The sequence below is a fragment of the Subtercola boreus genome (assembly GCF_003399635.1).
GTDB classification, from domain to species: Bacteria; Actinomycetota; Actinomycetes; order Actinomycetales; family Microbacteriaceae; genus Subtercola; species Subtercola boreus_B.
This window is the reverse complement of sequence record NZ_NBXB01000018.1, coordinates 59,698-86,020: the sequence shown is the minus strand read 5'-3', so window position 1 is coordinate 86,020 and position 26,323 is coordinate 59,698. Positions and strand designations below refer to the sequence as shown.

Sequence of the window (26,323 nt, the reverse complement as noted above, 5' to 3'; positions counted from 1 at the left end):
GACTTGCTTGTCCGTAAACCCTCCCAAAGAAGGGCCTACTAATTTCAATTTCCCAAAGGAACCCGGACACCCAAAAAGTGCCACGGGGATTTGGCATTTGACAATGTGCACGCTGTTGAGTTCTCAAGGATCGGACGCTCCGTTCCGACTGGTCTGTCTTGCGACAGAGGCCCGAACAGGCAACTCGACTACTATATATCTACATCCGACCAGCGGTGCCCAAACTCAAGAACCGAACCGGACGAATCCGCTTCACTTCGAGGTTTTCACTGCTGGGGATGGCCCCGCTTGAGGCCGGTAAGCTCTTCCGCTTTCCGAACCTTTGGGGTGACAAGAAAGAACATTACGGGCATGTTTCCCGTCTGGCAAATGGACCGCGCAGCCCGGGCGTGTCGCCCCGGAATCACGCGGAACTAGCCGATCAGAACGCCTGCCGCCGTCTTCTTTCCGCGGCGGAGCACAACGATCCCGCCAGCCAGCGCGAGGGATTCCACCGTTCGGGAATCGTCCGTCACCTTGGCATTGTTGGCGTAGACCCCGCCCTGAGCCAGCGCGCGGCGAGCTTCACCGACCGATGAACAGAGTCCACTCTCGACGAGCGCCTGGAGCACAGGGGTTTCTCCGGAGAGCGTCACCGTCGTCAACTCCCCCAGAGCCTGGCGGAGCGTGCTCTCGTCGAGATCCGCGAGATCCCCGTTACCGAACAGTGCAGCCGCGGCCGCGACAGCGGCATCCGTTGCGGCAGCGCCGTGCACCAACGAGGTGACCTCCTGGGCGAGCGTCCGCTGCGCCTCCCGCCGGAATGGTTCGTCAGCCACCCGGGCGGCAAGCCGATCGAGCTCGGCACGACTGAGGAACGTGAAGATCTTGAGGCGATCGATGACATCGGCGTCGTCGGTGTTCAGCCAGAACTGGTAGAAGGCGTAGGGCGACGTGAGCCGGTCATCCAACCAAACAGCGTTCCCCTCGCTCTTACCGAACTTCGTGCCGTCGGAGTTGGTGATCAGAGGGGTTCCGATCGCATGCACGGAGGTCTGTTCCGCCCGCCGGATCAGGTCGGTGCCACTCGTGAGGTTGCCCCACTGGTCGCTCCCCCCGGTCTGGAGCACACACCCGTGGGTGCGGTAGAGCTCGAGGTAGTCGAGCCCCTGCAGGATCTGGTAGCTGAACTCGGTGTAGCTGATGCCCGCATCGGAATTCAGCCGCGCGCTCACCGCGTCTTTCTTCAGCATCGTCCCGACCCGGAAGTACTTGCCGATGTCGCGGAGAAAGTCGATGGCGCTGAGCGGCGCTGTCCAGTCGAGGTTATTGACCAGTCGCGCCTGGTTGTCACCCTCGAAACTCAGGAACCGGGAGATCTGCGCCTGCAGGTACCCGACCCATTCGGCCACGGTCTCGCGCGCGGTCAGCGTTCGCTCGGCGGTGGGCCGGGGATCACCGATCAGGCCGGTCGAGCCACCCACCAGCGCGAGCGGGTGATGCCCGGCGAGCTGGAGTCGACGCATCAGCAACAGCTGCACGAGGTTGCCGAGGTGCAGGCTCGGAGCGGTCGGATCGAACCCGCAGTAGAAGGTGATCGGGTCTCCTGCCAGGAGGTCCCGCAGCTCGGACTCATCCGTCGAGACGTGCACCAGGCCCCGCCACGTCAGTTCGTCCCACACGGAGTCGAAAGTCGGATCGTTGTTCTGGTCGGAGAGCGCTACAGGCACAGGGGAAGACACGCCCTCCAGAGTACCTCCGTCAGGGCAGATCGACGGCGGGCAACTTGGGGTGACGCTTGTACGGCGAGACGGTCGGGTCGCCCGGGATCCAGAAGCGCCACGGATACGCAAGTGTTCCGCCGGGACCGCCGAGACCCGTGCGCGGGCCGGTCTCGACGGCGACCGGATGCACGGGCATCCGAAGCTCATAGGGCGACGCGGTGAGATCGGCGCCTCCGTCGGCGAGCGGGATGCCGAGAGCGATCACCAGTCGGGCCGGGCCGCGAGCGAGATCGCGCGGTTTCACGGATGCTCCGCGGCGGCGCCCTGCGAGCTCGGCGCCTTCGACGATTTCGCCGGCACGGATGAGCACACCGCTCGCCGACCCCTCCGGCGAACAGACGATGTTGGCACAGGTGTGCATCCCGTAGGTGAAGTACGTGTACAGGTGCAGGGGTTCGCCGAACATGGCCGAGTTCGAGGCGGTCCTGCCCCGGAAGGAGTGCGATCCGGGATCCTCCCCCACACCGAGGTAGGCCTCCACCTCGGTGATGCGGAGCGACACGCGGCCCTCCGGTGCGGTGCGGCTCAGGATGCCGCCGAGCAGCTGAGGTGCGATCTCGACCGCCGGCCGTGAGAAACGCGTTCGGTCCGAGCCACGGAGAGGTTCTCCCGGCAGCGTCGCAGTGTGGCCCATGGTCGAGTCGGACGGGAGTGTCAGAAGAGCGCGATGCCGAGCGACAGCGACAGGATCACAGCGGTGACCACGATTGCCGCCGCGACGGCGATGATGATCCAGAAGACGTAGGGCTTGAGGGTCTTCCGCCACCATGGCGTCTTGTAGAGCGGGTGGTTGCGGATGTCCTGGTCGCCCTCGGGGAGCGGAGGATACGACTCGTTGGAGGTGGACTTTCGGCGCTTGGCGCGGTCATCGTTGTCGAGCGTCACACTGTTCCCTTGGGGTGGTAGATCAGAGGCTCGGCCAGGGTGGCCTCACCGTCGTCCGGTGTTCCCGAGATCACGTCGCGGAGCGCGCGCACCCGCTCGGTGAGGTGGCTGAGCTGCTCGGCCACGCGTACTCCGGCCGTCCCGCCGGCTCCGGTGCGGCTCGCAATCGAGCCTTCGACGGTGACGACGGTGCGCACATCCGGTGAGAGATGCGGGGAGACGCCGAGAAGCTGCTCATCTGTCGGCTCGTGCAGTTCCAGCCCGTTCGCTTCACAGAACCTCACCAGGTCGCCGCTGATCTCGTGCGCATCACGGAAGGCGACACCCTGCTTGACCAGCCATTCGGCAACGTCGGTCGCAAGTGAGAAACCCTGCGGCGCCAGTTCGGCGAGGCGATCGGTGTGGAACGTCAGGGAGGCCACCATGCCCGTAAAGGCCGGAAGCAGGACCTCGAGTTGTTCGACTGTGTCGAAGACGGGTTCTTTGTCCTCCTGGATGTCGCGGTTGTAGGCGAGCGGGAGGCCCTTGAGGGTGGCGAGTAACCCGGTGAGGTTACCGATGAGTCGGCCGGACTTGCCGCGCGCCAGTTCGGCGATGTCGGGGTTCTTCTTCTGCGGCATGATCGACGAGCCGGTGGAGTAGCTGTCGTGCAACTTCACGAAACCGAACTCGCGGGTCGCCCAGACGATGATCTCCTCGGCGAAGCGCGAGAGGTTGATGCCGATCATGCTGGTGACGAAGGCGAACTCAGCGACCACATCGCGACTCGCCGTCGCATCGATCGAGTTCGGCATGGGGCCACCGGTGAGTCCGAGCTCCCGCGCGACGAGCGAGGGGTCGAGTCCGAGCGAACTGCCGGCGAGCGCCCCGGCGCCATAGGGCGACTCGGATGCCCGGACACTCCAGTCGCGGAGCCGTTCGAGGTCTCGCACCAGAGGCCAGGCATGCGCGAGGAGGTGGTGTGACAGCAGCACCGGCTGAGCGTGCTGGAGGTGCGTGCGTCCCGGCATCGGCGCATTCGGGTGGGCCGCGGCCTGGGACGCGATCGCGTCAATGAGCTGGATGACGAGGTGGCCGATCGAGCGACCGTGGTCGAGCAGGTAGAGCCGCACGAGAGTCGCGATCTGGTCGTTGCGACTCCGGCCCGCCCGGAGCCTGCCGCCGAGTTCTGCTCCCGCGTAGACGATCAGTCCCCGCTCGAGGGCCGAATGCACGTCTTCGTCGGACTCGGCAGCCGCGAACTCGCCCGACTCGATCGCGTCGCGCAACCGGTCGAACCCGCCTGACATGGCGACGAGCTCCTCAGTCGTGAGGTAGCCGGCCTCAGCCAGCGCCTTCGCGTGGGCCCTGGAGCCCGCGATGTCGTACGGCCACAGCTGCCAGTCGAACTGGGTCGACTTGCTCAGGGCCAGGAGTTCGGGAGAGGGTCCGCTGGCGAAGCGGCCACCCCAGAGGGCGCCCGCTTCGCTCGCTCGATTGTCGGCCACGAAACTACGCTTCGATCGATCCGCCCGCGGCGTGGTCGCGGCGAGCCGAGATCTTCGACGGGAGCGACCAGATCTCAATGAAGCCCTTTGCCTGCGACTGGTCGAAGGTGTCGCCCGTGTCGTAGGTGGCGAGATCGAAGTCGTAGAGGCTCTGCTCGCTCCTCCGCCCGGTGACGGTCGCCTTGCCCGCGTGCAGTTCGAGGCGCACCTCGCCGGAGACGTAGCGCTGCGTGTCGTCGATGAAGACGTCGAGCGAACGCTTGAGGCCCGAGAACCAGAGCCCGTCGTAGACGAGCTCCGACCACTTCGACTCCACACCGCGCTTGTAGCGCGCGAGGTCGCGCTCGATGGTCAGGTTCTCCAGCTCCTCGTGGGCGGCGATGAGGGTGAGACCGGCAGGAGACTCGTAGACCTCACGGCTCTTGATGCCGACGAGGCGATCCTCGACGATGTCGATGCGGCCGACACCCTGGGCGCCGGCGAGCCTGTTCAGCTGCACGACGGCCTCGAGCGGGGTGACGGGCTTGCCGTCGATCGCCGTCGGGATGCCCTCGGTGAACGTGATCGTGACTTCGGTGGCCGGACGTGCGATTGCCGGGTCTTCGGAGTAGGTGTACAGGTCTTCGATCGGCGCGTTCCACGGGTCTTCGAGGAAGCCGGTCTCGACAGCGCGGCCCCACACGTTCTGGTCGATGGAGTACGGGCTCTTCTTCGACTGCACGATGGGCAGGTTGTGCTCTGCCGCATAGATGATCGCCTTGTCGCGGGTGAGGGCGAAGTCGCGCACTGGCGCCAGCGAGATGAGGTCGGGCGCAAGGGCCGCGACGGCTGCCTCGAAGCGAACCTGGTCATTGCCCTTGCCCGTGCATCCGTGCGCGACGCTGTCTGCGCCGAGCGCGATCGCGGTCGAGGCGAGGTGCTTGGCGATGAGGGGGCGACTGAGCGCACTGACCAGCGGGTACCGCTTCTGGTACAGGGCGTTGGCCTTCAGGGCGGGCATGAGATAGTCGTTCGCGAACTCGTCGCGGGCATCGATGACAACGGCCTCGACCGCGCCGCAGTCGAGTGCGCGCTGACGGATGACCTCCATGTCCTCGCCCTCCTGGCCGACATCGACCGCCAGAGCGACGACATCTTTACCGGTGGCGTCCTTCAGCCAACCGATGCCTACCGAGGTGTCGAGACCCCCCGAGTATGCGAGCACAACACGTTCCGCCACTTTTACTCCCTTATGGTGTTCTGAACTTCAAGCTTAGAGTGCGGGGCCTCCCGACCCGCGCGGTAGTGCGTGGCTGCTACGGCTGGCGCAGCAGCCAGACGAGCAGGGCCTTCTGGGCATGCAGGCGGTTCTCCGCCTCATCCCAGATGACGCTCTGCGGGCCGTCTATCACGTCGGTGCTCACTTCGTAGCCGCGGTCGGCAGGCAGACAGTGCAGGAAGAGTGCGTCGCTCTTGGCATGGGCCATCAGCTCGCTGTCGACCTGGTAGCCGCCGAAGGTCTTCACCCGGGCGGCCTTCTCATCTTCTTTGCCCATCGACACCCAGGTGTCGGTGACGACGATGTCGACTCCCGACACCGCTCCGACGGGATCGGTGAAGACCGTCGCGGATCCTCCGGTGCGGCTCGCGATGGCCTGGGCATCCAGAACCACCTGGGCATCGGGCGCGTACTCCGCGGGCGCCGCAATCCGCACGTGCATTCCCGCGGTAGCGCAGGCCAGCAGGTAGGACTGGCCCATGTTGCTCGCTCCGTCGCCGAGGAAGGTGACGGTGAGCCCGGCCAGTTCGCCCCGGTGCTCACGGATCGTGAGCAGGTCGGCGAGGAGCTGGCAGGGGTGGAACTCGTCGCTGAGCGCGTTCACGACGGGCACGGTTGTGCCGAGGGCCATCTCTTCGAGACCGGCCTGGGCGTAGGTGCGCCAGACGATTGCTGCGACCTGGCGCTCGAGAACCCGTGCGGTGTCGGAGGCCGTCTCCTTGCCACTCAGCTGGCTGTTCGCCGTGCTGATGATGAGCGGGCTGCCCCCGAGATCGGCGATTCCGACGGCGAAGGAGACCCGCGTGCGCGTCGACGACTTGTCGAAGATCACGGCGACGGTCTGCGGGCCGGCCAGCGGGCGCACCGAGAATCGGTCGCGTTTCAGTTCCGCGGCGAGATCGAGGATCTCGGCCTGCTCAGCGGTGGTGAGGTCGTCGTCACGGAGGAAGTGGCGGGTCATGAGGCGCTTTCTGCGTCGGTGGGCGTGGTGGGGGTCGTAGCGGGGACGACCAGGGCGGGTGCCGGCGCGGCCGGGTAACCGACTGCGGCGAGTGCGGCGGTGAAGCGGGTGATGAACGCGTCGACTTCGAGGTCGCGGATGATCAGTGGCGGCGCCATGCGGATGCTCGACTCGTTGGCCGCGTTGATGATGAGTCCGGCATCCATCGCCGCTGCGGCGAGCTTCAGCGCGATCGGCTCAGACAATCCGAGACCGATCAACAGGCCCTGGCCACGGATGTCGGAGACCAGGGGTGAGTTGAGGGCAGCGATGCGCTCCTTCAACTGGGCGCCCCGGCGTTCCGCGTTGCCGACGAGGTCACGATCCTCGATCTCGCCGAGCACCGCGTTGGCCGCAGCCGTTGCGAGGGGGTTGCCGCCGAAGGTGCTGCCGTGCATCCCGCGCTGGAAGAGGTCGGATGCCCAACCGAACGTGACGAGCGAACCGATCGGCACTCCGCCGGCCATGCCCTTGGCGATCGTGACGGCGTCGGGCAGGATTCCGGCGTATTCGTAGTTGAACCAGCGGCCCGTACGACCCACGCCGGTCTGGATCTCGTCGAGGATCAGGAGCACCCCGTGCTGCTCGGTGAGTTCGCGGGCGCGGGCGAGGTAGCCGGCCGGAAGATCGATGACACCCGCCTCCCCCTTGATCGGCTCGAGGAAGAGCGCCGCGACAGTGCCGTCGATCGTCGCCTCCAATGCCTCGATCGTGGAGTCGATGTGAACGACGCCGGCGGGCATCGGCTCGAACGGGGCGCGCATGTCAGGCTTGCCCGTGAGCGCCAGGGCACCCATGGTGCGCCCGTGGAAGGAGTTCTTCAGTGCCACGATCTTCGTACGCGGCCCTGAACTGTTCAACCGGGCGAGCTTGAAGGCGGCTTCATTGGCCTCGGCCCCGGAATTGCAGAAGTAGACGCGACCGGCGGGGCCGGCTCCGGTGAGCCGCTTCAGCCGTTCGGCCAGCTCGAGCTGGGGCCGCGTGGAGAAGTAGTTCGACACGTGTGCAAGGGTGCCCACCTGGCGCGTCAGCGCTTCGACGAGCACGGGGTGGGCGTGGCCGAGCGAGTTGACAGCGATGCCGGCGAGGAAGTCGAGGTACTCCTTCTCGTTCTCATCCCAGACGAAGGCGCCGCGCCCGTGCGTCAGGAGCGCAAGCGGCTGGCCCATGGTTCGCATGAGCGACTCATTGAAGGTGTCGACCCAGGTGGTGGTAGTTTCGATGCTCACAGGCTCTGGTTCTCCTCTTCGGATTCGGTGTGTGCGGGCTCGGTGTGTTCGGGCTCGGCGGGCGCGGAGTCGGCGCGCGCGACCTCGGTGCGCACGACCTCGGTGCCGATCCCGCTCTGGGTGAAGACCTCGAGCAGGATCGAGTGCGGGATGCGCCCGTCGATGATCGCCGCCTTCTGCACGCCGCCGTCGACCGCTTCAAGGCACGCGGCCATCTTGGGGATCATGCCGGATTCCAACGACGGAAGCAGCGTCCGCAAGGACTCGGCCTCGATGACGGAGACCAGGGAGTCCCTGTTCGGCCAATCCGAGTACAGACCCGCGACGTCGGTGAGGATGACGAGCTTGGCGGCTCCCAGGGCGACAGCGAGCGCCGCGGCAGCCGCGTCGGCATTGATGTTCAGCACCGACCCGGGTTCGTCGCGGTCGGGCGCGATCGAGGAGATGACCGGGATCCGGCCGGCGGCGAGCTGCTCGAGCACCGTCTCGGCATTGACGCCGACCACGTCGCCCACCATCCCGAGGTCGACTCGCTCGCCATCGACCTCGATCGTGCGGCGTTGCCCCTCGAACAGTCCGGCGTCTTCACCCGACATGGCGGAGGCGAGCGGCCCGTGCTCATTGATGTGGCTCACGATGCCGCGGCTGATCTGGCCGGTGAGCACCATGCGCACGACATCCATGGCCTCGGGGCTGGTGACCCGGTAGCCGCCCCGGAACTCGCTCTCGATACCGAGCCGGTCGAGCATCCGGGAGATCTGCGGCCCTCCACCGTGCACGACGACGGGGCGGATGCCCGCGTAGCGCAGGTAGACGATGTCTTCAGCGAAGGTGCGCTGCAGCTCGGGATCGACCATGGCGTTGCCGCCGAATTTGATCACCATGATCCGGTCGCGAAACGACTTCAGCCATGGCAGGGATTCGATGAGGGTCGCGGCCTTCACGGCGGCGAGGTCGTGGTCTTCGGCCAGGGTCATGTCTGCCATCAGCTCGCGTACGCGCTGTTCTCGTGCACGTAGTCGTGGGTGAGGTCGTTGGTGAAGATCGATGCGGTCTCCTCGCCCACGTGCAGATCGATCAGCACGCTGACGGCCCGCGGGGACAGGTCGATGAGGTCGCGGTCCTCGAACGGCTCGCCCGCCTTGCAGATCTTGACGCCGTTGATGGTCACGTCGATGTTGTACGGGTTGAACTCCGCGTCGGTCGTGCCGACGGCGGCGAGCACGCGGCCCCAGTTCGGGTCGTTGCCGAAGATCGCCGCCTTGAAGAGGTTGCTTCGGGAGACGGCGCGCGACACGGTGACGGCCTCGTCTTCGGTGGCCGCGTTCGTGGTGGTGATCGTGATGTCGTGGCTCGCGCCCTCGGCGTCTCCCTGAAGCAGGAGAGCGAGGTCGTGGCAGACGGCGGTCAGGCCCGCGGTGAAGTCGGCGAGGTCTGGTACGGTCCCGGATGCCCCGCTCGCCAGCAGTGTCACGGTGTCGTTCGTCGACATGCAGCCGTCGGAGTCGACCCTGTCGAACGTCACCCGGGTGGCCGCACGAAGAGCGCGGTCGAGCGACGCGGCCGGCAGGTCGGCATCTGTGGTGATGACGACGAGCATGGTGGCGAGCCCGGGCGCGAGCATCCCTGCACCCTTCGCCATTCCGCCGATCGAGTAGCCGGGGCCGTTGAACACGGCCTCCTTCGACCGGGTGTCGGTGGTCATGATGGCGAGAGCCGCATCGGTTCCGCCCGTGGGCGAGAGTGCTGCGCTGACAGCAGGAACACCGCCGACCACCCGGTCGCGGAAGACCTGGTCACCGGTGCCGATGAGCCCCGTCGAACACACGATGACGTCACCAGCAGACACACCGAGCGATTGGGCGACCGCCTCGGCCGTGGCGTGCGTGGTCTGGAAGCCGAACGCTCCGGTGTAGCAGTTCGCCCCGCCTGAGTTCAGGATGACCGCGGCCACGCGCCCGTCTTCGATGACCTTCTCGCTCCAGAGCACCGGGTTCGCCTTGCAGCGGTTCGAGGTGAAGACAGCGGCGGCAGCAGTGCTCGGGCCCCGATTCACCACCAACGCGAGGTCGAGGCCCCCGGAGGACTTCAGGCCCCGAGCGATTCCGGCCGCTTCGAATCCGGCGGGTGCGGTGACGCTCACGAGTGCGCTCCTGTTGTTCTGTCGGCGAGTGGTGACGACGTCGATGAAGATGGCGCTGCGGATGGCGAGAGGGATGACGGAGACGGAGGCGTTGCGGGGCCGAGGCTCACGGAGCGAGCCCGTCGATCGGCAGGCCGAGCGTCTCGGGAAGGCCGAGGGCGATGTTCGCGGACTGGATGGCGGCACCAGCCGTGCCCTTCACGAGATTGTCGATCGCGGTGACGGTGACCACCCGGTCGGCAGCCTCGTCGACGGCGACTCCCATGAGGGCGGTGTTCGCCCCGACCACGTCGGAGAGGGAGGGGAACTGGCCCTCCGGCAACACATGCACGAACGGCTCGTCGGCGTAGGCGTTGACCCAGGCGGACCTCACGTCGTGCGCGCTGATACCCGCAGCGAGCCTCGCGGTCGACGTGGCGAGGATACCCCGCGCACTCGGGATGAGCACGGGAGTGAACGACACGCTCACACGGGTTCCCGCGGAGAGGCTGAGGTTCTGCACGATCTCCGGGTTGTGCCGGTGGGCGCCCGCGATGCCGTAGGCACTCGCCGATCCGAGCACCTCGCTCGCCAGGAGGTTCGTGCGAAGACTCTTGCCGGCGCCCGAGGGGCCGACGGCCAGCACCGCGACGAGGTCGACGGGCTGGATGACACCGGCGCGGAGGCCCGGCGCGAGAGCCAGGCTGATCGCGGTGACGTTGCAGCCCGGCACGGCGATGCGTTTCACGCCGGCCAGCTTCGACCGCTGCTGCTGGTGGTCAGCGATGAGGAGCTCAGGCAGGCCGTACGGCCACGCCCCGAAGAACTCGCCGCCGTAGAACCTCGCCCAGTCGGCCTCGTCGGTCAGTCGGTGGTCTGCGCCGCAGTCGATGACGAGAGTGTTCTCGTCGAGCGTCTCGGTGAGGGCTCCGGATCTGCCGTGCGGGAGGGCGAGGAACACGATGTCGTGTCCCGTCAGAGCCTCGGTGGTGGTGGGGCTGAGCACCAGGCCGGCGTAGGACCGCAGGTGCGGATGCACAGCGAGAAGCGGCTGCCCGGCGTTGTTGTTGGCCGTGACGGTTCGCACCTCGAACTCCGGGTGGCCCGCCAGCAGGCGCAGCAGTTCGCCGCCTGCATAACCGCTTGCTCCTGCTACCGCCACCGAAAAAGACATACGTCAAATGTAGTCCTTGCTCAGAAGTCGCCCTGACGCCCGTGGCGACTCTGTGGACAAGCTACAAGATCCGCGCCCTGTGGAGGACAGGAAGGCAGGACGCGGATCCGTCACTCACTCTCGGACGATGGCCCCGAACCGCCGGGATGCCTCGGCAGCACCCGCGATCCGCGCCTCACTCGCCTCAGCAGCGGTCAACGTGCGGTCGCTCGCTCGGAAACGCAGTGCGAACGTGAGCGACTTCGAACCACCGTCGATCCCGTTGCCGCGGTAGTCGTCGACCAGGTGGATGCCCTCGAGCAGTTCCCCGGCCCCCGAGGACACAGCGTCGAGAACGTCCCCCGCAGCCACCGACTCGGCGACGACCAACGAAACGTCCTGCGTCGCGGCCGGGTAACCGGCGAGGGGGGACGCCTGCACACTCCGCGCTGCGAGTTCCATCAGTGACGACAGATCGAGTTCCGCCACCCCGACCACTCGCGGCAGGTCAAGCTCCGCGGCGAGCGCGGGCAGCAGCTCACCGACGTACCCGACGCTCACCACATCGGCACCCGCGCCGACCGGCACCACGATCTCTGCGGTGCGCCCCGGGTGCAGCGCAGAGTGCGATCCCTGGCGCACCGTCACCGGCACGTCGAGCGCCGTCGCGAGCAGCCTCACGGTGTCGAGCACATCGGCGATGCCGAATGGAACCGCCGGCTGCCCGGGCTGCTTCTCGACCGCATTGCCGAGGAAGAGCAGCCCGACATGCCACGGCTGCGGCGGAATACTCGCGTTCAGGTCATCCAGAACCGGAGCGGCCGGCAGGGACGCGCCCGACGGCACCTCGACGACCCCGTAGTCGGCACCTGCGACGGGCAGGAAGACGGCACCGATCTCGTAGACCGAGAGGTCGGTGAGACCGCGCGACAGATTGCGCCGGGCGATGTCGATGAGACCGGGCAGCAGTGTCGTGCGGAGCAGGGGCGCCTCTGAATCGAGTGGGTTCGCGAGCTTCACAGCCGGTGCGACGGTGTCGTCCGCCGACCCGAACGTGCGGTTCGAGGCCGACGAGATGAACGGATACGCGAGCACCTCGGTCGACCCGCTCGCGGCGAGCGTCTCGGCCGCGAGCCGACGCAGCTGCTGCTCGCGGGTGAGCCCCCGGCCGGGCGGGGCCGTCGGGATCACGGACGGGATCCGCGAATACCCCACGATGCGCGCGACCTCTTCGGCCAGCGTCGACTTGTGGGTGAGGTCGGGGCGCCACGACGGCGGCGACACGAGCAGTCCGTCGTGCGCGTACTCGAGAGTGGCACCGATCTCGATCAGCGACGAGGTGATCTCGTCGTCGGTGTACTCCACGCCGACAAGACCCGAGATGTAGCGGTCGGGCAGGAAGATCGGCGCGAGCTGGTCATGCGCGTGGTACCCGGATCCGGTGCCGTCCGCTCGCGCACCGCCGAGTTCCTCGAGCAGCTGCACGGCCCGCGCGGCCGCAGCGACGGCGACCTCGGGGTCGACGCCGCGCTCGAAGCGCTTCGAGGCCTCGCTCGGCAGCTTGTGCCGACGAGCCGTTCGTGCGACCGTCACCGGATCGAAGTTCGCGGCCTCGATCAGCACGGCGGATGTCGCGTCGGAGATCTCGGTCGAGAATCCGCCCATCACGCCCGCGAGTCCGATGGCCCCGGTGTCGTCGGCGATCACCAGGTCTTCGGGGTCGAGCGTGCGCACCTGCCCGTCGAGGGTCTTGAGGGTCTCGCCGGGGGCGGCCCGGCGCACGACGATGCCGCCACGAACCAGATCGAGATCGTAGCCGTGCAGAGGCTGGCCGAGCTCGAGCATCACGTAGTTCGTGATGTCGACGACGAGGGAGATCGAGCGGATGCCCGCGAGCTTCAGTCGCGCGATCATCCACGCCGGGGTCGGAGCGGTCTGGTCGACACCGCGAACCACTCGCGTCACGAACACTGTCGCGCCGACGCGGCCGCGGATCGGTGCGTCATCGGAGACGGTGACCGCGACGCCCTCGGCGGGCGCCCCCGCAGGCCGCACCGAGGCCGGGTCACGGAATGTCGCCCCCGTGGCGTGGGCGTACTCCCGGGCGATACCGCGGATCGAGAAGGCGTAGCCGCGATCCGGAGTCACGTTCACCTCGACCGCCGCGTCGGTGAGACCGAGCAGTTCGAGCGCGTCGGTGCCGACCGCAGGGTCGAGGCCCAGGCTGCTGAGACGGAGGATACCGTCGTGCTCCTCACCGAGCCCGAGCTCACGGGTCGACGCGATCATGCCGTCGGACACGTGACCGTAGGTCTTGCGGGCGGCGATCGCGAAGTTGCCGGGCAGCACGGCGCCGGGCAGGGTCACGACGACCTTGTCCCCGGGGAAGAAGTTGTGGGCACCGCAGACGATTCCCCGAACATCCGCTCCCCCATCGGCGGCGGCCTGACCGGGTGCCGCGACACGCACGGTGCACCAACGGATCGTCTTGCCGTTCGACTGGGGTTCCTCGGTGAAGTCGAGCACCTCACCGACGACCACCGGGCCATCGATGTCGAACTGGTGGGAGCCCTCCTCTTCGAGGCCGACGCTCACCAGCGCGGCGTGCACCTCGTCGATGGTGGTGCCCGCGGGCAGGTCGACGTACTCGGCGAGCCAACTGAGGGGAATTCTCATCCTTAAACCACCATTCCGAACTGCTGGCTGAACCGCACGTCGCCTTCGACCATGTCACGCATGTCGTTCAGGTTGTTGCGGAACTGGAGGGTGCGCTCGATCCCGATGCCGAACGCGAAGCCCGAGTGGACGTCGGGGTCGATCCCGGCGGAGAGCAGCACGTTCGGGTTGACCATGCCGCAGCCGCCCCACTCCACCCAGCGCGCCCCGCCCTTGGCGTTCGGCTGCCAGACGTCCATCTCGGCGCTCGGCTCGGTGAACGGGAAGTAGTTGGGGCGCAGGCGAATCTTCGCCTCGTCGCCGAACATCTTGCGCGCGAAGAACTCGAGGGTGCCGCGGAGGTGTGCCATGGTGAGGCCCTTGTCGACGGCGATGCCCTCAACCTGGCTGAACACCGGGGTGTGCGTCGCGTCGAGTTCGTCGGTGCGGTAGGTGCGACCGGGCGCAATGACGTAGACGGGCAGTTCCCGGCTCAGCAGCGAGCGGATCTGCACGGGCGACGTGTGCGTGCGGAGCAGCAGGTGCGACGAGACGGGGTCGACGAAGAACGTGTCCTGCATGGCGCGGGCCGGATGATCGGGGTCGAAGTTCAGCGCGTCGAAGTTGAACCATTCGTTCTCGAGCTCGGGGCCTTCTGCGATCTCCCAGCCCATTCCGACGAAGATGTCGCCGATCTTTTCCTGCAGGAGGGAGAGCGGATGGCGCGCACCGAGGCGCTTCTTCACGGGCAGCGCGGTGACGTCGAGCGCTTCGGCGGCGAGCTGCGCCGCGTTCTCGAGCGCGACGACGTCGGCCTCCTTCGCGGCCAGCGCCTGGTTGACCCGCGCGCGTGCCTGGCCGACGAGCTTGCCGGCGGACGCCTTCTGGTCGTTCGGCAGGCTGCGGAGCTGCCCGTTCAGGCGTGCCAGCGGAGACGCCTCCCCCGCATGCGCGGATCGCGCCGCCTTGAACGATGCGGTGCCGCTGACCGCCGCGACGGCTGCGAGCGCAGCCTCGACGGCCGCGGCCACGGACTCTTCGGAGAGGACAGGGATTTCGGGATCAGACACGGGACACAAGTTTAGCTAGGTCGCCGCACTCATCGATTCGTCGGCGACCACTTTGCTGACCGTGAATCCGCGGCGCTTGGCCAACTGCCGGGCGATCGTCGAGATCGTGAGGTTGATCACCAGGTACATGGCGAGCATGACAAGGAAGATCGAGAAGAAGTACTGCTGGCGCCCGACGAACTCGGCGAGCAGTTCTCCCTCACGGATGAGCGCGACCTGGCCGACGATGTACCCGAGGGCCGTGTCCTTCAGCAGGACCACGATCTGCGCCACGATGATCGGCAGCATGGTGCGGAAAGCCTGCGGGAACTCGATCAGCAGGCGGGCCTGAAGCGGCCGGAGCCCGATCGCGAGCCCGGCCTCACGCTGCCCCTTCGGCAGAGCGACCACGCCCGAACGCAGGGCCTCACCGATGATCGCGCCGTTGTAGACAGCGAGCGCACTGACCACAGCCCAGAACGCACTCACGCCGGGGAAGGCGAGCAGGATGAACAGCATCATCAAGAGCACGGGCATACCGCGGAAGAACTCGAGCACGATCGTCGTCGGAATGCGGATGGCGCGGTGCGACGACATCCGGAGCAGAGCGAAGACCATACCGAGCAGCAGGGCGAGCACAGTCGCGACGAGCGCCGACTGCAGCACGACGACCAGCCCACGGAGCAGCACCGCCCAGACCAATGGGTCGTTGAAGATGTCCCAGCGGGTCGGATCCCACATGCCCTTCTGCCAGAGCGTCAGGCCGGTGTAGGCCAGCAGCGCGAGCACGATGAGGCCGGTGATCCACGAGATCACCCGTGCTCGCACCTTAGCCTTGGGGCCGGGCACGTCATACAGAACACTGGTCATCGCCTGATCACCACCCGTCGCTCGAGGAAGTCCGCCAGCTGGCCGAGGGGAATCGTGATGAGGAGGTAGAAGGCAGCGACGCCGACCAGCGCCAGGATGACCTGGTCACCGTTCTCGTTCACGAGCCTCCGGCCGGAGTTGAAGAGTTCGAAGATGAAGAAGCCGCCCGCGATGGAGGTGTTCTTCGTCAGGGCGATCATCACGTTGATGATCGGCGGAATGACGCTCCGGATGGCCTGCGGCAGCACCACGAGAGTGACCGTCTGGCCGAATGTCATGCCGATGCTCCGGGCGGCTTCGGCCTGGCCCACCGGCACACCGTTGATGCCCGAGCGGATCGCTTCGGCGAAGAACGGAGCGGTGTAGAGGGTCAGGGCGAGCACGGCCGAGAACATGAACGGCAGGATGACGCCGAGGATCGGCAGCACCACGAAGCAGAAGATGAAGACGAGAACGAGCGGCGTGTTGCGGAGGATCTCGGTGTAGACGGTCGCGGTGGCCCGGAGGCTCCCGATCGGCGAGATGCGCATGGCGGCGATCACGGCGCCGAGCGGCAACGCGAGGACTGTCGTGAGCAGCAGCAGCGCGAGGGTCTGCAGGAAGGCCTCGAGGTACAGCGGCAGATTGTCGAAGATGACCACGGGGCCTCCCTTCAGAGCTCGGAGGTCAGATCAGTACTGGTCGATCGTGGGCGGTGTCGGCACGGGGATCACGGTGCCGGCCGTCTGCTCGAAGAGCCGCGCCCAGGTGCCGTCGTCGTACGCCGCCTGCAACGTCTCGTTCACAAAGGTGCGCATGGCGGTGTCGTCCTTGGTGAGGCCGATTCCGTAGGGCTCGGCGGTGAACGTGTCACCGACCAGCTTGAAGACGCCCGGGTTCTGGTCGACGAAGCCCGACAGGATGACGTTGTCGGTGGTCATCGCGACGACCTGTCCGTTCTTCAGCGGGTCGAGGCACTTGCTGTAGACGTCGGTCGGCTGGAGGACCGCGCCGTACTTCTCGACGATGTTCGACGCCGGGGTCGATCCCTCGACCGAACAGACCGCCTTGCCTGCCAGATCTTCGGGCTTGGTGATCTCGGTGTTGCCCTCGAGTACCAGGATGCTCTGGCCGGCCACGAAGTAGGGGCCCGCGAAGTCGACGACCTGCTTGCGCTTGTCGTTGATCGTATAGGTGGCGATGACGGCGTCGACCTGGCCGCTCTGCAGGAAGGGCTCACGGTTCGCTGAGACCGTCTCTGTCCATTCGATCTTGTCGAACGGGATCCCGAGCTTCGAGGCGACCAGCGAGCCGATGGCGGCGTCGAAGCCGACCGGCTTGCCGTCGAGGCCGCGCAGGCCGAACAGTGGCTGGTCGAACTTCGTGCCGATCTTCATGGTGCCGGCCTCGGCCAGCTTCGCCATGGTCGTGCCCGCCTCGAAAGTCGGGCTCTCGGCGACCGCGAGGTCGTAGGGGCCTGCACCGGCGGCCGAGGTGGAGGTGCTGCCACCACTGGTCGCGCTGCCGGGAGCGCCGCAGGCGGTGAGGGCGACGGCGACGGCCGCTACGGCCGTACCGATCAGGATCTTTCGGAGCTTCATGGGTCTTCTTCCTCTTTACGTGGTCAGTGGCTCAGGATCTTGGAGAGGAAATCTTTGGCACGTTCGCTCTTCGGGTGGTCGAAGAACTCGGCCGGCGTGGTGTCTTCGACGATGCGGCCGTCTGCCATGAAGACCACACGATCGGCGGCCCTGCGGGCGAAACCCATCTCATGGGTCACGACGATCATCGTCATGCCCTCTTTCGCGAGGCCGGCCATCACGTCGAGCACCTCATTGATCATCTCGGGGTCGAGCGCGGAGGTGGGCTCGTCGAAGAGCATCACGCTCGGCTGCATCGCGAGGGCGCGGGCGATGGCCACCCGCTGCTGCTGGCCGCCGGAGAGCTGCGAGGGCATCTTGTCGGCTTGGCTCTGTACTCCGACTCGCTCCAGCAGTTCCCGGGCTCGGGTCTCGGCCTCCGCTTTGGACTTCTTCGAGACCCTGATCGGTCCGAGGGTCACGTTCTGCAGGATCGTCTTGTGGGCGAAGAGGTTGAAGGACTGGAAGACCATGCCGACATTCGCGCGCAGCTTCGCGAGGGCAGCACCCTCGCTCGGCAGCGGCTCGCCGGCGATCGAGATGGTTCCGTCGTCGATCGTCTCGAGCCGGTTGATCGCGCGGCACAGGGTCGACTTACCCGATCCACTCGGCCCGATGACGACGACGACCTCGCCCGCCCTGATCGTCAGGTTGATGTCGTTCAGAACGTGCAGGTCGCCGTAGTGCTTGTTGACATGGTCGAGAACAACGAGCGGTGTTCCGGGTGCGTTCATGGCCCCCAGACAACCACACCCCTCCGGGAGTCACGAATCGGGGAGCCAATAGTTACCCACCCGTAACATGGGAAACGACTGAAGCATGATTCACATTTGCCTGAGAATCAACACAGACAACGTGCGTCTGCCAACCGATTCTGCTCGGCGATGTCAGCTGTGCTGGGCGAAGGCGCTCTCGTAGAGGCAGACGGATGCTGCGGTGGCGAGGTTCATCGACTCGGCCCGGCCATAGATCGGAACCGAGACGGCGCGATCCGCGAGCTTCAGGTCGTCATCCGTGAGCCCACGCGCCTCGTTGCCGAACAGCCAGGCCGTCGGGGCTTTCAGCAGGCCGGAGGACCGCACGTCGAGCAGGTCGTCTCCCTTGATGTCTGCCGCGAGGATCTGCAGGCCAGCCTCGACAGCACGCGCCTTCACGTCTGCAAGAGTCGCTTCGACAGCAACCGGGAGATGGAAGAGGGATCCGGTCGTCGACCGGACGACCTTGGGGTTGTAGAGATCGACAGACCGGCCGGTGAGGATCACGGCGTCGGCCCCGGCGGCGTCTGCGGCGCGGATGATCGTGCCGGCGTTGCCCGGGTCGCGCACCTCTTCGAGGATGGCGATCAACCGGGGCCCGGCGGCGAAGATGTCCTTCACGGCCGTGGGGAACTGGTGACAGACGGCGATGAACCCCTGCGGTGTCACCGTGTCGCTCATGACTTCGAGCACCTGTTCGGAGACGAACTCGACGTCGACACCGGCGTCGACAGCCGTCTGGGCGATGTCGGTGTACCGTTCGAGGGCCGTGGGGGTCGCGTAGAGCTCCACGACGAGTTGCGGGCTGAAGAGGAGCGCTTCGGAAACCGCCTGCGGCCCCTCCAAGAGGAAGAGCCCGGTCTCAGACCGGGCTCCCTTCTTGGCAAGTTTGGCGACGGCCCGAACACGCGGCGAACGCGGGTTATCGAGCATGAGCCAAGTCAAGCAGATTTATGCAGTTGTGCTACGCAGCGTCGACCTTCGGCGCCGACGTGTCGGCCGGCAGAGCCGCCTTGGCGCTCTCGACGAGTGCGGCGAACGTGGCCGGCTCGGTGACAGCGAGGTCGGCGAGGATACGACGGTCGACCTCGATGCCGGCCAGGTTCAGACCCTGGATGAGGCGGTTGTAGGTGAGGCCGTTCAGGCGTGCAGCGGCGTTGATGCGCTGGATCCAGAGGCGACGGAAGTCACCCTTGCGGGCACGGCGGTCACGGTACGAGTAGACGAGGGAGTGGGTGACCTGCTCCTTGGCCTTGCGGTAGAGGCGCGACCGCTGGCCGCGGTAGCCCTCTGCACGCTCCAAAATTACGCGACGCTTCTTGTGGGCGTTTACCGCCCTCTTTACTCTTGCCATCTTCTTCTAATCCTTTTTCGTCGTCGTGATCTAGAGGCCGAGGAGCTTCTTGATGACCTTGGCGTCCTGCGGGGCAAGAACCTGGTCGGTGTTCAGGCGGCGCTTGCGCTGGCCCGACTTCACTTCCAGGTTGTGGCGCATTCCGGCCTGCTGCTTCATGACCTTGCCGCTTCCGGTGATCTTGAATCGCTTCTTGGCCCCGGAATGGGTCTTCATCTTCGGCATGGTTGTCTCCTCGTGGGTTTTCGGTAGTTATTCGGCTGCGGCAGGCGTTGCTGCGGCGGGCGCAGCTGCGGCGGGTGCCTCAGCTGGCGCCTCGCGCGGCGGTTTTGCTGCAGCGCGTTGAGCGTTGGCCTCGGCTTTGGCCTCTGACTTGTTCTTCAGAGGACCGACCACCATGACCATGTTGCGACCGTCGATGGTCGGGCTCGATTCGACTGAACCGAACTCCGAAACATCTTCGGCAAATCTCTGGAGGAGGCGCACACCCTGGTCGGGGCGGGACTGCTCACGGCCACGGAACAGGATCATCGCTTTCACCTTGTCACCGGCCTTGAGGAAGCCCTCAGCGCGCTTCCGCTTCGTCTCGTAGTCGTGCACATCGATCTTCAGGCGGAAACGGACCTCTTTGAGGATCGTGTTCGCCTGGTTGCGCCGGGCCTCTTTGGCCTTCTGCGCAGCTTCGTACTTGAACTTCCCGTAGTCCATGATCTTGGCGACGGGTGGCTTGGAATTGGGGGCCACCTCGACCAGGTCAAGGTCTGCCTCTTGCGCGAGTCTGAGGGCCACGTCGATACTGACGACGCCAACCTGCTCACCGGCCGGACCCACGAGGCGAACCTCGGGTACTCGTATACGGTCGTTTGTACGGGGATCGCTGATGCGTTGCTCCTTCGATTCTGCATGGGTGTCGACCGAGCGTCCGGCATGAGCCGGGGGCACGCGAAACTGGACTGCACCACGCAAAACAGGACATACACCTGTCACAAACGCACCACACCCTGTCTACCCGCATCGTTCTCACGACGCCGGCGGAGTGCAATCAACCCGATAACCTGTTAATCGGTCATGCGGGTGGGAGATTCTCCACTTTCGATCTGCCACCTAGTGGTGCCAGAGCCGCCCAGAAGTCTAGCAGAGACTCGGCCACAATCAAAGAACGGATACCCATGAGCGACGAAGCGCGCGACATCGCCGACGTACAGGCCGTGGAGGTCATCACGACCACCGCGGTGCACCTGATGAGTGCTGCGGCGGTGAAGGTCGGCCTCGCCGACGATCCAGAGAACCAGCTCGACCTCGACGAGGCCCGCAAACTGATCATCGCCCTCGCCGGGCTCGTCACGGCGGGTGCGCCGGAGATCGGCGACATGCACGCCCGTTCCCTGCGGGACGGCCTGCGCTCCCTTCAGCTGGCGTTCCGCGAGGCATCCGTGTTCCCCGACCCCATCGGTCAAGGCCCTGGCGAGAAGCTGACCGGCCCCGTTAACTAGGGAGCATGACCCCGGGTACCGACAGCAGCTCTGAGCGCGCGCGCTGGATCTTCGCCGGCCAACTCGGCTCGCTCTTCGACGACGGCGGGCGAATGCTCCTCGTCGAGGCACGCTCGGTCTTCGCGCGCCGCCCGATGCACAGGGCGAAGGCGCACCTCCTCCTGTCGGGCATCCGGCATCGCGCTGCCGAGCTCGGCGACCGGGTGGAGTTCCACCAGGTGGAGCACTACGCCGACGTAGTGGAGGGGCGCGACGACCTCGAGGTGATCGATCCGACGTCGTACAGTTCGCGCCGGTACGTCAGACGGGCCGGTGCGCACATCCTGCCCAGCCGCGGATTCGTGACGAGTGAGACCGAATTCGCGCTGTGGGCTGGCAGCCGGGGCGGCAGACGACTGCTGCTCGAGGACTTCTACCGTTCGGTGCGGCAGCGCACGGGCATCCTGATGGAGGGCGAGACGCCGGCCGGCGGGCAGTGGAACTACGACGTCTCGAATCGGGAGCGGCCGCCGAAGGGTGCAGTGACGCTCGGTCTGCCCGATCCGTGGTGGCCGGAGGAGGACGAGATCGACGCGGGCGTACGCGAAGATCTCGACCGGTGGCAGTCGGCTGGTCTGGTGCGGCTGGTCGGTATGGATGCTCCCCGTCGCTTCGCCGTGACCGAACGTGAGGCGAACCTCGCTCTCGACAGCTTCATCGAAACCCGCCTGAACGACTTCGGACCCTTCGAGGACGCAACCCTCACCGGCGACTGGACCATGGCGCACTCCCTGTTGAGCGCCCCGCTCAACCTCGGGCTGCTCGATCCGCTCGCCGTCGTCACCCGGGTGGCCGCCGAATACGAGGAGGGTCGTGCACCCCTGGCGTCGGTCGAGGGATTCGTGCGACAGGTGATGGGCTGGCGCGACTATGTGTGGCACCTCTACTGGCACCTCGGGGAGGACTACCGCACTTCGCACAACGCGCTCGCTGCCCACCAGCCGCTCCCCCGCGAGTTCACCGAGCTCGACGCCGACGCGATCACGGCGAACTGCCTGCACCACAGCATCGACGGCGTGAAGCAGAACGGCTGGGCGCACCACATCCAGCGGCTGATGGTGATAGGCAACTGGGCTCTCCAGCGCGGCTACGACCCCGTCGCGCTCAACGACTGGTTCACGGACATGTTCGTCGACGGCACGCCCTGGGTGATGCCGGCCAATGTGATCGGCATGTCGCAGCACGCGGACGGGGGCATCGTCGCCACCAAGCCGTATTCGTCGGGCGGCGCCTACATCAACACGATGACCGACTACTGCGGTGGCTGCCGGTACAACCCGCGGGTGCGGTTGGGTCCGGATGCGTGTCCGTTCACTGCCGGGTACTGGGCGTTCCTCGACCGTACGGAGCCGGTGCTGGCGCCGAACTTCCGCATGAAGCAGCCGCTCGCGGGGCTCCGGCGCTTGGCGGACCGTGCTGCGGTTGTGTCGCAGGAGCGGGAGCGCGAGGGGCTGTAGAGGTGCACCGGTGATCGCGCGGCCTGCGGCTTGCGGCTTGCGGCTCAGGAACCTTGCAGCAGCTTCAGTGACAGCGAGTCGACGGCGCCTGCGATGATCTCACTGTCCGACCAGTTCTGCTGGAGGGCCGCGATAAGCGCGGCGAGTCGGTCGCGGTCAAGGCCCGGCACGAGGGTGAGCTCGACGATCACCTCGGTGCCGACGAGCCGTGCCCCCGGGTCGCCCGCCCGCAGGTGGAGACTCTGGATGTCGCGCTTCCCCGTCAGCGAGCGAGCGAACGCCTCGGCGACACCGGTGTCTCCGAGGGGAGACACCCACGGCGTCGCCTGGGCGATCGCCCAGACAGCCGGGCGCCGGAGCACGAACTCGGTCGGCGAGGTCGGATCGAGGATGATCAGGTCGGTGCCCTCGCTGGCGGCGGCGAGGGCGACCCGGCGCGCGGCCGTCGGGATGGGGCGTGCTTTCGGGTTCCAGCGGGCCATCGCCTCGGTCGAGGTGAAGGCGGGCTGCACGGCGCGGCCGTCCGGCGCCTTCACCGTGACGATCGAGAGCTCCTGGGTCTTGTCGACGGTGCGTCCGTGCTCGTCGATGCCTGTTTCGCCGGCGTGCGCCAGGAGCGGAACGAGGAGCCGGGCATCCCGCACAGCCTCGATCACGGCGGCCTGGGCCGAAAGGAGATCGGAGCTCGCCTCGGCGGTGAGGGGCGACCCCGCCAGCGCGTGGAATCGGTTCAACGCTGTCACGAGGAGTTCCGGTGCCGCTCCGTCGTCGCCGGCGAAAGTGGTGGGATGCGAGGCGAAGGTTCGACCGGCCCAGGGCTGTCCGGCCGAGTCGGCGGGGGTCAGGGCATCCGTCACTCGGAGGCGACCGCCAGCGCCTCGACCAGCGTGAAGGCGCCGGCATAGAGTGCGCGCCCGACGATCGCACCCTCGAGGCCTGCGGGCACGAGCTCGCGCAGTTCGATGAGGTCGTCGAGGCTCGATATGCCGCCAGAGGCCACAACCGGCTTGTCGGTGCGCTCCATCACCTGGCGGAGGAGATCGACGTTCGGGCCCTTCAGGGTGCCGTCCTTGGTGACGTCGGTCACGACGTAACGCGCACAGCCCGCGTCTTCGAGTCGCGCCAGGACCTCCCAGAGGTCTCCCCCGTCTTCGGTCCAGCCGCGGGCCGCGAGCGTCGTGCCCCGAACATCCAGACCTACGGCGATCGCATCACCGTAGCGGGCGATGGCCTTCGCCGCCCAGTCGGGATTCTCGAGAGCGGCCGTGCCGAGGTTGATGCGCGTGGCGCCGCTGGCGAGGGCGTTCTCGAGGGAGGCATCGTCGCGGATGCCGCCGGAGAGCTCGATCTTGATGTCCTTGGCCTCGGCGATGACCCTCCGGATGACATCGACGTTGCTGCCCCGCCCGAAGGCGGCGTCGAGGTCGACAAGATGGATCCACTCGGCGCCCTGTGCCACCCAGTCTGCTGCGGCGTCGGCCGGGTCGCCGTGGTTCGTCTCCGTGCCGGCCTGCCCTTGGGTGAGGCGCACCGCCTGACCGTTGGAGATGTCGACCGCGGGAAGCAGTTCAAGCGCGGGGGCAGCAGTGTCGGTCATGGCTTTCCTTCGGTGCAATATGGATCGAGTCAGGAGTTTCAGTCGGATTGAGACCGCCTGAGCGACCGGAACTCCCGACTCGATCGGGCGAGCGGGAGGTGGGTCGGGGATGCTGGTGGGTCGGGGGTGGCCGGGCGGGCAGGGCTAGAGGGTGGCCAGCCAGTTCTCGAGGAGGTGCATGCCTGCGTCTCCGGATTTCTCGGGGTGGAACTGGGTGGCGGAGAGCGGGCCGTTCTCGACGGCCGCGATGAATTCGCCGCCGTGGTCGGCCCACGTCACAGAGGCAGCGGGCAGCGGCGGCTGCACCTCGAGATCCCACTGCTGGGCCGCATTGGAGTGCACGAAGTAGAAGCGCTCGTCGGCGATGCCCGCGAACAGGCGCGACGACTCGGGTGCACGCACGGTGTTCCAGCCCATGTGCGGCAGGACATCCGCCTTCAGCTCGGAGACCGTGCCCGGCCACTCGCCGAGGCCCTCCCTGTCGATGCCGCGCTCGATTCCGCGGGAGAAGAGCACCTGCATGCCGACGCAGACGCCCAGCACCGGACGCCCCCCGGCAAGTCGCTTGTCGATGAGGTCGCCTCCACGCACGGCTTCCAGAGCAGCAATCACCGCGCTGAACGCTCCCACCCCGGGCACGAACAGCCCATCGGCGTCGGCCGCGCGCCTGCGGTCACCCGTCAGCTCGACGGATGCCCCCACCTTCTCGAGCGCCTTGACGGCCGAGTGCACGTTGCCGCTGCCGTAGTCGAACACGACCACGCTCTTCGGCGTCACAGCGCACCCTTGGTCGACGGGATGCCGAAGACCGCCGGGTCGAGCTGCTTGGCGAGCCGGAACGCCCGCGCGAACGCCTTGAACTCGGCCTCGGCGATGTGGTGCGGGTCTCGGCCCCCGAGCACGGTGATGTGCACGGTCAGTCCGGCGTGGAAGGTGATCGCCTCGAAGACGTGACGAACCATCGACCCGGTGAAGTGGCCGCCGATGAGGTGGAACTCGAAGCCCGCGGGCTCGCCGCTGTGCACGAGGAAGGGTCGACCCGAGATGTCCACGACAGCCTGGACGAGGGCCTCGTCGAGGGGAACGAGTGCATCGCCGAATCGGGAGATGCCACTCTTATCGCCGAGGGCCTGGCGGATGGCCTGGCCGAGCACGATCCCGATGTCCTCGACGGTGTGGTGCACGTCGATGTCGGTGTCGCCCGTCGCCTTCACGGTGAGGTCGGTGAGCGAGTGCTTGGCGAAGGCTGTCAGCATGTGGTTGTAGAACGGCACGCTGGTGTCGATGTTCGACACACCCGTTCCGTCGAGGTTCAGCGAGAGCTCGATGCTCGATTCGCTGGTCTCGCGGGTGAGGTGGGCTGTGCGCGGTTCGGTCGACATGCCAAAAAGTCTACCGGGGGGTGATCTCGTCCATCGCCTCGAGGAACGCGGTCGTCTCCGCCTCAGTGCCGGCGCTCACGCGAAGGTGGTTCGGGATGCCGAGGTCCCGGATGATGATCTCGCGCTCGAGGAGCTGCTCGAACATACGGTGCGGATCGGGAACTCCGCCGAAGAGGATGAAGTTCGAGGTGCTCTCGGAGGGGCTGTAGCCGAGCTCGGCCAAGCGCTTGGCCATGCGATCACGTTGCGACTTGATGTCGTCGACCATCGCGAGCATCTCCGGCGCGTGGGCCAGAGCCGCGGATGCAGCGGCCTGGGTGAGGGCGGAGAGGTGGTACGGCAGCCGCACCAGGCGCAGGGCGTCGCTGATGGCGGGATCTGCAGCGAGGTAGCCGAGCCGCGCACCCGCGAAGGCGAAGGCTTTGCTCATGGTGCGGGAGACGATGAGGCGCGGTCGCCCGTCGAGCAGCGAGAGCGCTGTGGGTTCGCCGGAGGGGCCGAACTCGGCGTAGGCCTCGTCGACGACGACGATCTTGTCGGTGGCGTCGTAGGCGGCGGCGATCGTCTCGAGTGAGAGAGGTGTGCCCGTGGGGTTGTTCGGCGCGCAGAAGAAGACCAGATCGGGGTTGGTGCGCTCGACCCAGTCGACGGCTGTCTGGGGCGAGATCTCGAAGTTCTCGTCGCGGACGCCGGCGATCCACTCCGTACCGGTGCCCGCCGCGATGATCGGGTGCATCGAATAGGTGGGCGGAAAGCCGAGCACTGAGCGCCCAGGCCCGCCGAAGGCCTGCAGTATCTGCTGGAGGATCTCGTTCGAGCCGTTCGCGGCCCAGATGTTGTCGCGAGTCAGCTCGGCGAACGGCAGACCCGCCGTCGCCGACTCCTCGACGAGCGTGGCGTTCAGGTAGCCCGCCAGGCTGTCGCGGAGCTTCAGGAACTCTCGGTCGGGGTACCGGTTGACCGTGCGCAGTTCGAGGGCGACTGCCTCGATGATGGAGCGGGCCACATCTTCCGGGATGGGGTGCGTGTTCTCGTTGACGTTCAGGGCCACCCTGACCTTGAGCTCGGGTGCCCCATAGGGCGTCAGCCCCCGGAGATCGTCACGGATGGGCAGATCGGCTAGAGAACTCACCCGACCGAGTTTACCGGCAGCAGC

27 protein-coding genes are annotated in these 26,323 nt (G+C 66.7%); 2 read left to right on the top strand and 25 right to left on the bottom strand.

Annotation, left to right across the window (positions count from 1 at the left end; all coding sequences use genetic code 11):
• Positions 1–413: 413 nt before the first annotated feature.
• The 20 genes from tyrS to infC all read right to left on the bottom strand — a co-directional run bounded on the left by tyrS (position 414) and on the right by infC (position 20,081).
• Positions 414–1,721, bottom strand: coding sequence for a tyrosine--tRNA ligase (gene tyrS / locus B7R22_RS06320; protein ID WP_116410928.1), 1,308 nt, complete (start codon positions 1,719–1,721; stop codon positions 414–416).
• A 19-nt stretch (positions 1,722–1,740) separates the two neighbouring features.
• Complete coding sequence (locus tag B7R22_RS06315) at positions 1,741–2,397, bottom strand: DNA-3-methyladenine glycosylase (protein ID WP_116410927.1); 657 nt, start codon at positions 2,395–2,397, stop codon at positions 1,741–1,743.
• 20 nt (positions 2,398–2,417) lie between these two features.
• Positions 2,418–2,648: a hypothetical protein gene (locus tag B7R22_RS06310; RefSeq protein ID WP_116410926.1), complete on the bottom strand. Its 231-nt coding sequence runs from the start codon at positions 2,646–2,648 to the stop codon at positions 2,418–2,420.
• Positions 2,645–4,135: an argininosuccinate lyase gene (argH, locus tag B7R22_RS06305; protein WP_116410925.1), complete on the bottom strand. Its 1,491-nt coding sequence runs from the start codon at positions 4,133–4,135 to the stop codon at positions 2,645–2,647. The genes B7R22_RS06310 and argH overlap by 4 nt, the downstream gene beginning before the upstream one ends.
• A 4-nt stretch (positions 4,136–4,139) precedes the next feature.
• The gene (locus B7R22_RS06300; RefSeq protein WP_116410924.1) at positions 4,140–5,354 is read right to left on the bottom strand and encodes an argininosuccinate synthase; all 1,215 of its coding nucleotides are present in this window, start codon (positions 5,352–5,354) and stop codon (positions 4,140–4,142) included.
• A 76-nt stretch (positions 5,355–5,430) separates the two neighbouring features.
• Positions 5,431–6,354 carry an ornithine carbamoyltransferase gene (argF, locus tag B7R22_RS06295; RefSeq protein ID WP_116410923.1) on the bottom strand — a complete coding sequence of 308 codons (924 nt, stop codon included), beginning with the start codon at positions 6,352–6,354 and terminating at the stop codon, positions 5,431–5,433.
• A complete protein-coding gene (locus B7R22_RS06290) occupies positions 6,351–7,622 on the bottom strand; it encodes an acetylornithine transaminase (RefSeq protein WP_116410922.1) in 1,272 nt (423 codons plus the stop codon). Before B7R22_RS06290 ends, argF begins: the two co-directional genes overlap by 4 nt.
• Positions 7,619–8,608: an acetylglutamate kinase gene (gene argB / locus B7R22_RS06285; RefSeq protein WP_116410921.1), complete on the bottom strand. Its 990-nt coding sequence runs from the start codon at positions 8,606–8,608 to the stop codon at positions 7,619–7,621. Before argB ends, B7R22_RS06290 begins: the two co-directional genes overlap by 4 nt.
• Positions 8,608–9,765, bottom strand: coding sequence for a bifunctional glutamate N-acetyltransferase/amino-acid acetyltransferase ArgJ (argJ, locus tag B7R22_RS06280; protein ID WP_116410940.1), 1,158 nt, complete (start codon positions 9,763–9,765; stop codon positions 8,608–8,610). Before argJ ends, argB begins: the two co-directional genes overlap by 1 nt.
• Before the next feature lie 106 nt (positions 9,766–9,871).
• Positions 9,872–10,918: an N-acetyl-gamma-glutamyl-phosphate reductase gene (argC, locus tag B7R22_RS06275; RefSeq protein WP_116410920.1), complete on the bottom strand. Its 1,047-nt coding sequence runs from the start codon at positions 10,916–10,918 to the stop codon at positions 9,872–9,874.
• Between the two features lie 114 nt (positions 10,919–11,032).
• On the bottom strand, positions 11,033–13,573 hold the full coding sequence (pheT, locus tag B7R22_RS06270; RefSeq protein ID WP_116410919.1) for a phenylalanine--tRNA ligase subunit beta: 2,541 nt from the start codon (positions 13,571–13,573) through the stop codon (positions 11,033–11,035).
• 2 nt (positions 13,574–13,575) lie between these two features.
• The gene (gene pheS / locus B7R22_RS06265; protein ID WP_116410918.1) at positions 13,576–14,622 is read right to left on the bottom strand and encodes a phenylalanine--tRNA ligase subunit alpha; all 1,047 of its coding nucleotides are present in this window, start codon (positions 14,620–14,622) and stop codon (positions 13,576–13,578) included.
• A 15-nt stretch (positions 14,623–14,637) separates the two neighbouring features.
• Positions 14,638–15,471 carry an amino acid ABC transporter permease gene (locus B7R22_RS06260; RefSeq protein WP_116410917.1) on the bottom strand — a complete coding sequence of 278 codons (834 nt, stop codon included), beginning with the start codon at positions 15,469–15,471 and terminating at the stop codon, positions 14,638–14,640.
• Positions 15,468–16,112 carry an amino acid ABC transporter permease gene (locus B7R22_RS06255; protein ID WP_116410916.1) on the bottom strand — a complete coding sequence of 215 codons (645 nt, stop codon included), beginning with the start codon at positions 16,110–16,112 and terminating at the stop codon, positions 15,468–15,470. Before B7R22_RS06255 ends, B7R22_RS06260 begins: the two co-directional genes overlap by 4 nt.
• A gap of 30 nt (positions 16,113–16,142) precedes the next feature.
• The gene (locus B7R22_RS06250; protein WP_116410915.1) at positions 16,143–17,051 is read right to left on the bottom strand and encodes a glutamate ABC transporter substrate-binding protein; all 909 of its coding nucleotides are present in this window, start codon (positions 17,049–17,051) and stop codon (positions 16,143–16,145) included.
• A 23-nt stretch (positions 17,052–17,074) separates the two neighbouring features.
• Positions 17,075–17,824, bottom strand: coding sequence for an amino acid ABC transporter ATP-binding protein (locus B7R22_RS06245; RefSeq protein ID WP_116410914.1), 750 nt, complete (start codon positions 17,822–17,824; stop codon positions 17,075–17,077).
• 153 nt (positions 17,825–17,977) lie between these two features.
• On the bottom strand, positions 17,978–18,778 hold the full coding sequence (locus B7R22_RS06240) for a TrmH family RNA methyltransferase (protein WP_116410913.1): 801 nt from the start codon (positions 18,776–18,778) through the stop codon (positions 17,978–17,980).
• A gap of 31 nt (positions 18,779–18,809) precedes the next feature.
• On the bottom strand, positions 18,810–19,199 hold the full coding sequence (gene rplT, locus B7R22_RS06235; protein ID WP_116282549.1) for a 50S ribosomal protein L20: 390 nt from the start codon (positions 19,197–19,199) through the stop codon (positions 18,810–18,812).
• 30 nt (positions 19,200–19,229) lie between these two features.
• The gene (gene rpmI, locus B7R22_RS06230; RefSeq protein WP_104243253.1) at positions 19,230–19,424 is read right to left on the bottom strand and encodes a 50S ribosomal protein L35; all 195 of its coding nucleotides are present in this window, start codon (positions 19,422–19,424) and stop codon (positions 19,230–19,232) included.
• 27 nt (positions 19,425–19,451) lie between these two features.
• Positions 19,452–20,081, bottom strand: coding sequence for a translation initiation factor IF-3 (infC, locus tag B7R22_RS06225; RefSeq protein WP_116410939.1), 630 nt, complete (start codon positions 20,079–20,081; stop codon positions 19,452–19,454).
• A 287-nt stretch (positions 20,082–20,368) separates the two neighbouring features.
• Here infC and B7R22_RS06220 point away from each other — a divergent pair, with 287 nt between their 5' ends.
• On the top strand, positions 20,369–20,692 hold the full coding sequence (locus B7R22_RS06220) for a DUF1844 domain-containing protein (RefSeq protein ID WP_116410912.1): 324 nt from the start codon (positions 20,369–20,371) through the stop codon (positions 20,690–20,692).
• A 5-nt stretch (positions 20,693–20,697) separates the two neighbouring features.
• Entirely contained in the window at positions 20,698–22,188 is a 1,491-nt protein-coding gene (locus B7R22_RS06215) for a cryptochrome/photolyase family protein (protein ID WP_116410911.1), read from the top strand.
• Positions 22,189–22,232: 44 nt separating this feature from the next.
• On the opposite strand, the gene B7R22_RS06210 is transcribed toward B7R22_RS06215, so the two are convergent.
• The 5 genes from B7R22_RS06210 to B7R22_RS06190 all read right to left on the bottom strand — a co-directional run bounded on the left by B7R22_RS06210 (position 22,233) and on the right by B7R22_RS06190 (position 26,299).
• On the bottom strand, positions 22,233–23,045 hold the full coding sequence (locus B7R22_RS06210) for an SseB family protein (protein ID WP_253258911.1): 813 nt from the start codon (positions 23,043–23,045) through the stop codon (positions 22,233–22,235).
• Positions 23,042–23,785, bottom strand: a complete 744-nt coding sequence (gene priA, locus B7R22_RS06205; protein ID WP_116410910.1) for a bifunctional 1-(5-phosphoribosyl)-5-((5-phosphoribosylamino)methylideneamino)imidazole-4-carboxamide isomerase/phosphoribosylanthranilate isomerase PriA — start codon at positions 23,783–23,785, stop codon at positions 23,042–23,044. Before priA ends, B7R22_RS06210 begins: the two co-directional genes overlap by 4 nt.
• A 144-nt stretch (positions 23,786–23,929) precedes the next feature.
• Positions 23,930–24,562, bottom strand: coding sequence for an imidazole glycerol phosphate synthase subunit HisH (gene hisH, locus B7R22_RS06200; protein ID WP_116410909.1), 633 nt, complete (start codon positions 24,560–24,562; stop codon positions 23,930–23,932).
• Positions 24,559–25,167, bottom strand: a complete 609-nt coding sequence (gene hisB, locus B7R22_RS06195; RefSeq protein ID WP_116410908.1) for an imidazoleglycerol-phosphate dehydratase HisB — start codon at positions 25,165–25,167, stop codon at positions 24,559–24,561. The genes hisH and hisB overlap by 4 nt, the downstream gene beginning before the upstream one ends.
• A gap of 10 nt (positions 25,168–25,177) precedes the next feature.
• A complete protein-coding gene (locus B7R22_RS06190; RefSeq protein WP_253258910.1) occupies positions 25,178–26,299 on the bottom strand; it encodes a histidinol-phosphate transaminase in 1,122 nt (373 codons plus the stop codon).
• Between the last annotated feature and the right edge of the window lie 24 nt (positions 26,300–26,323).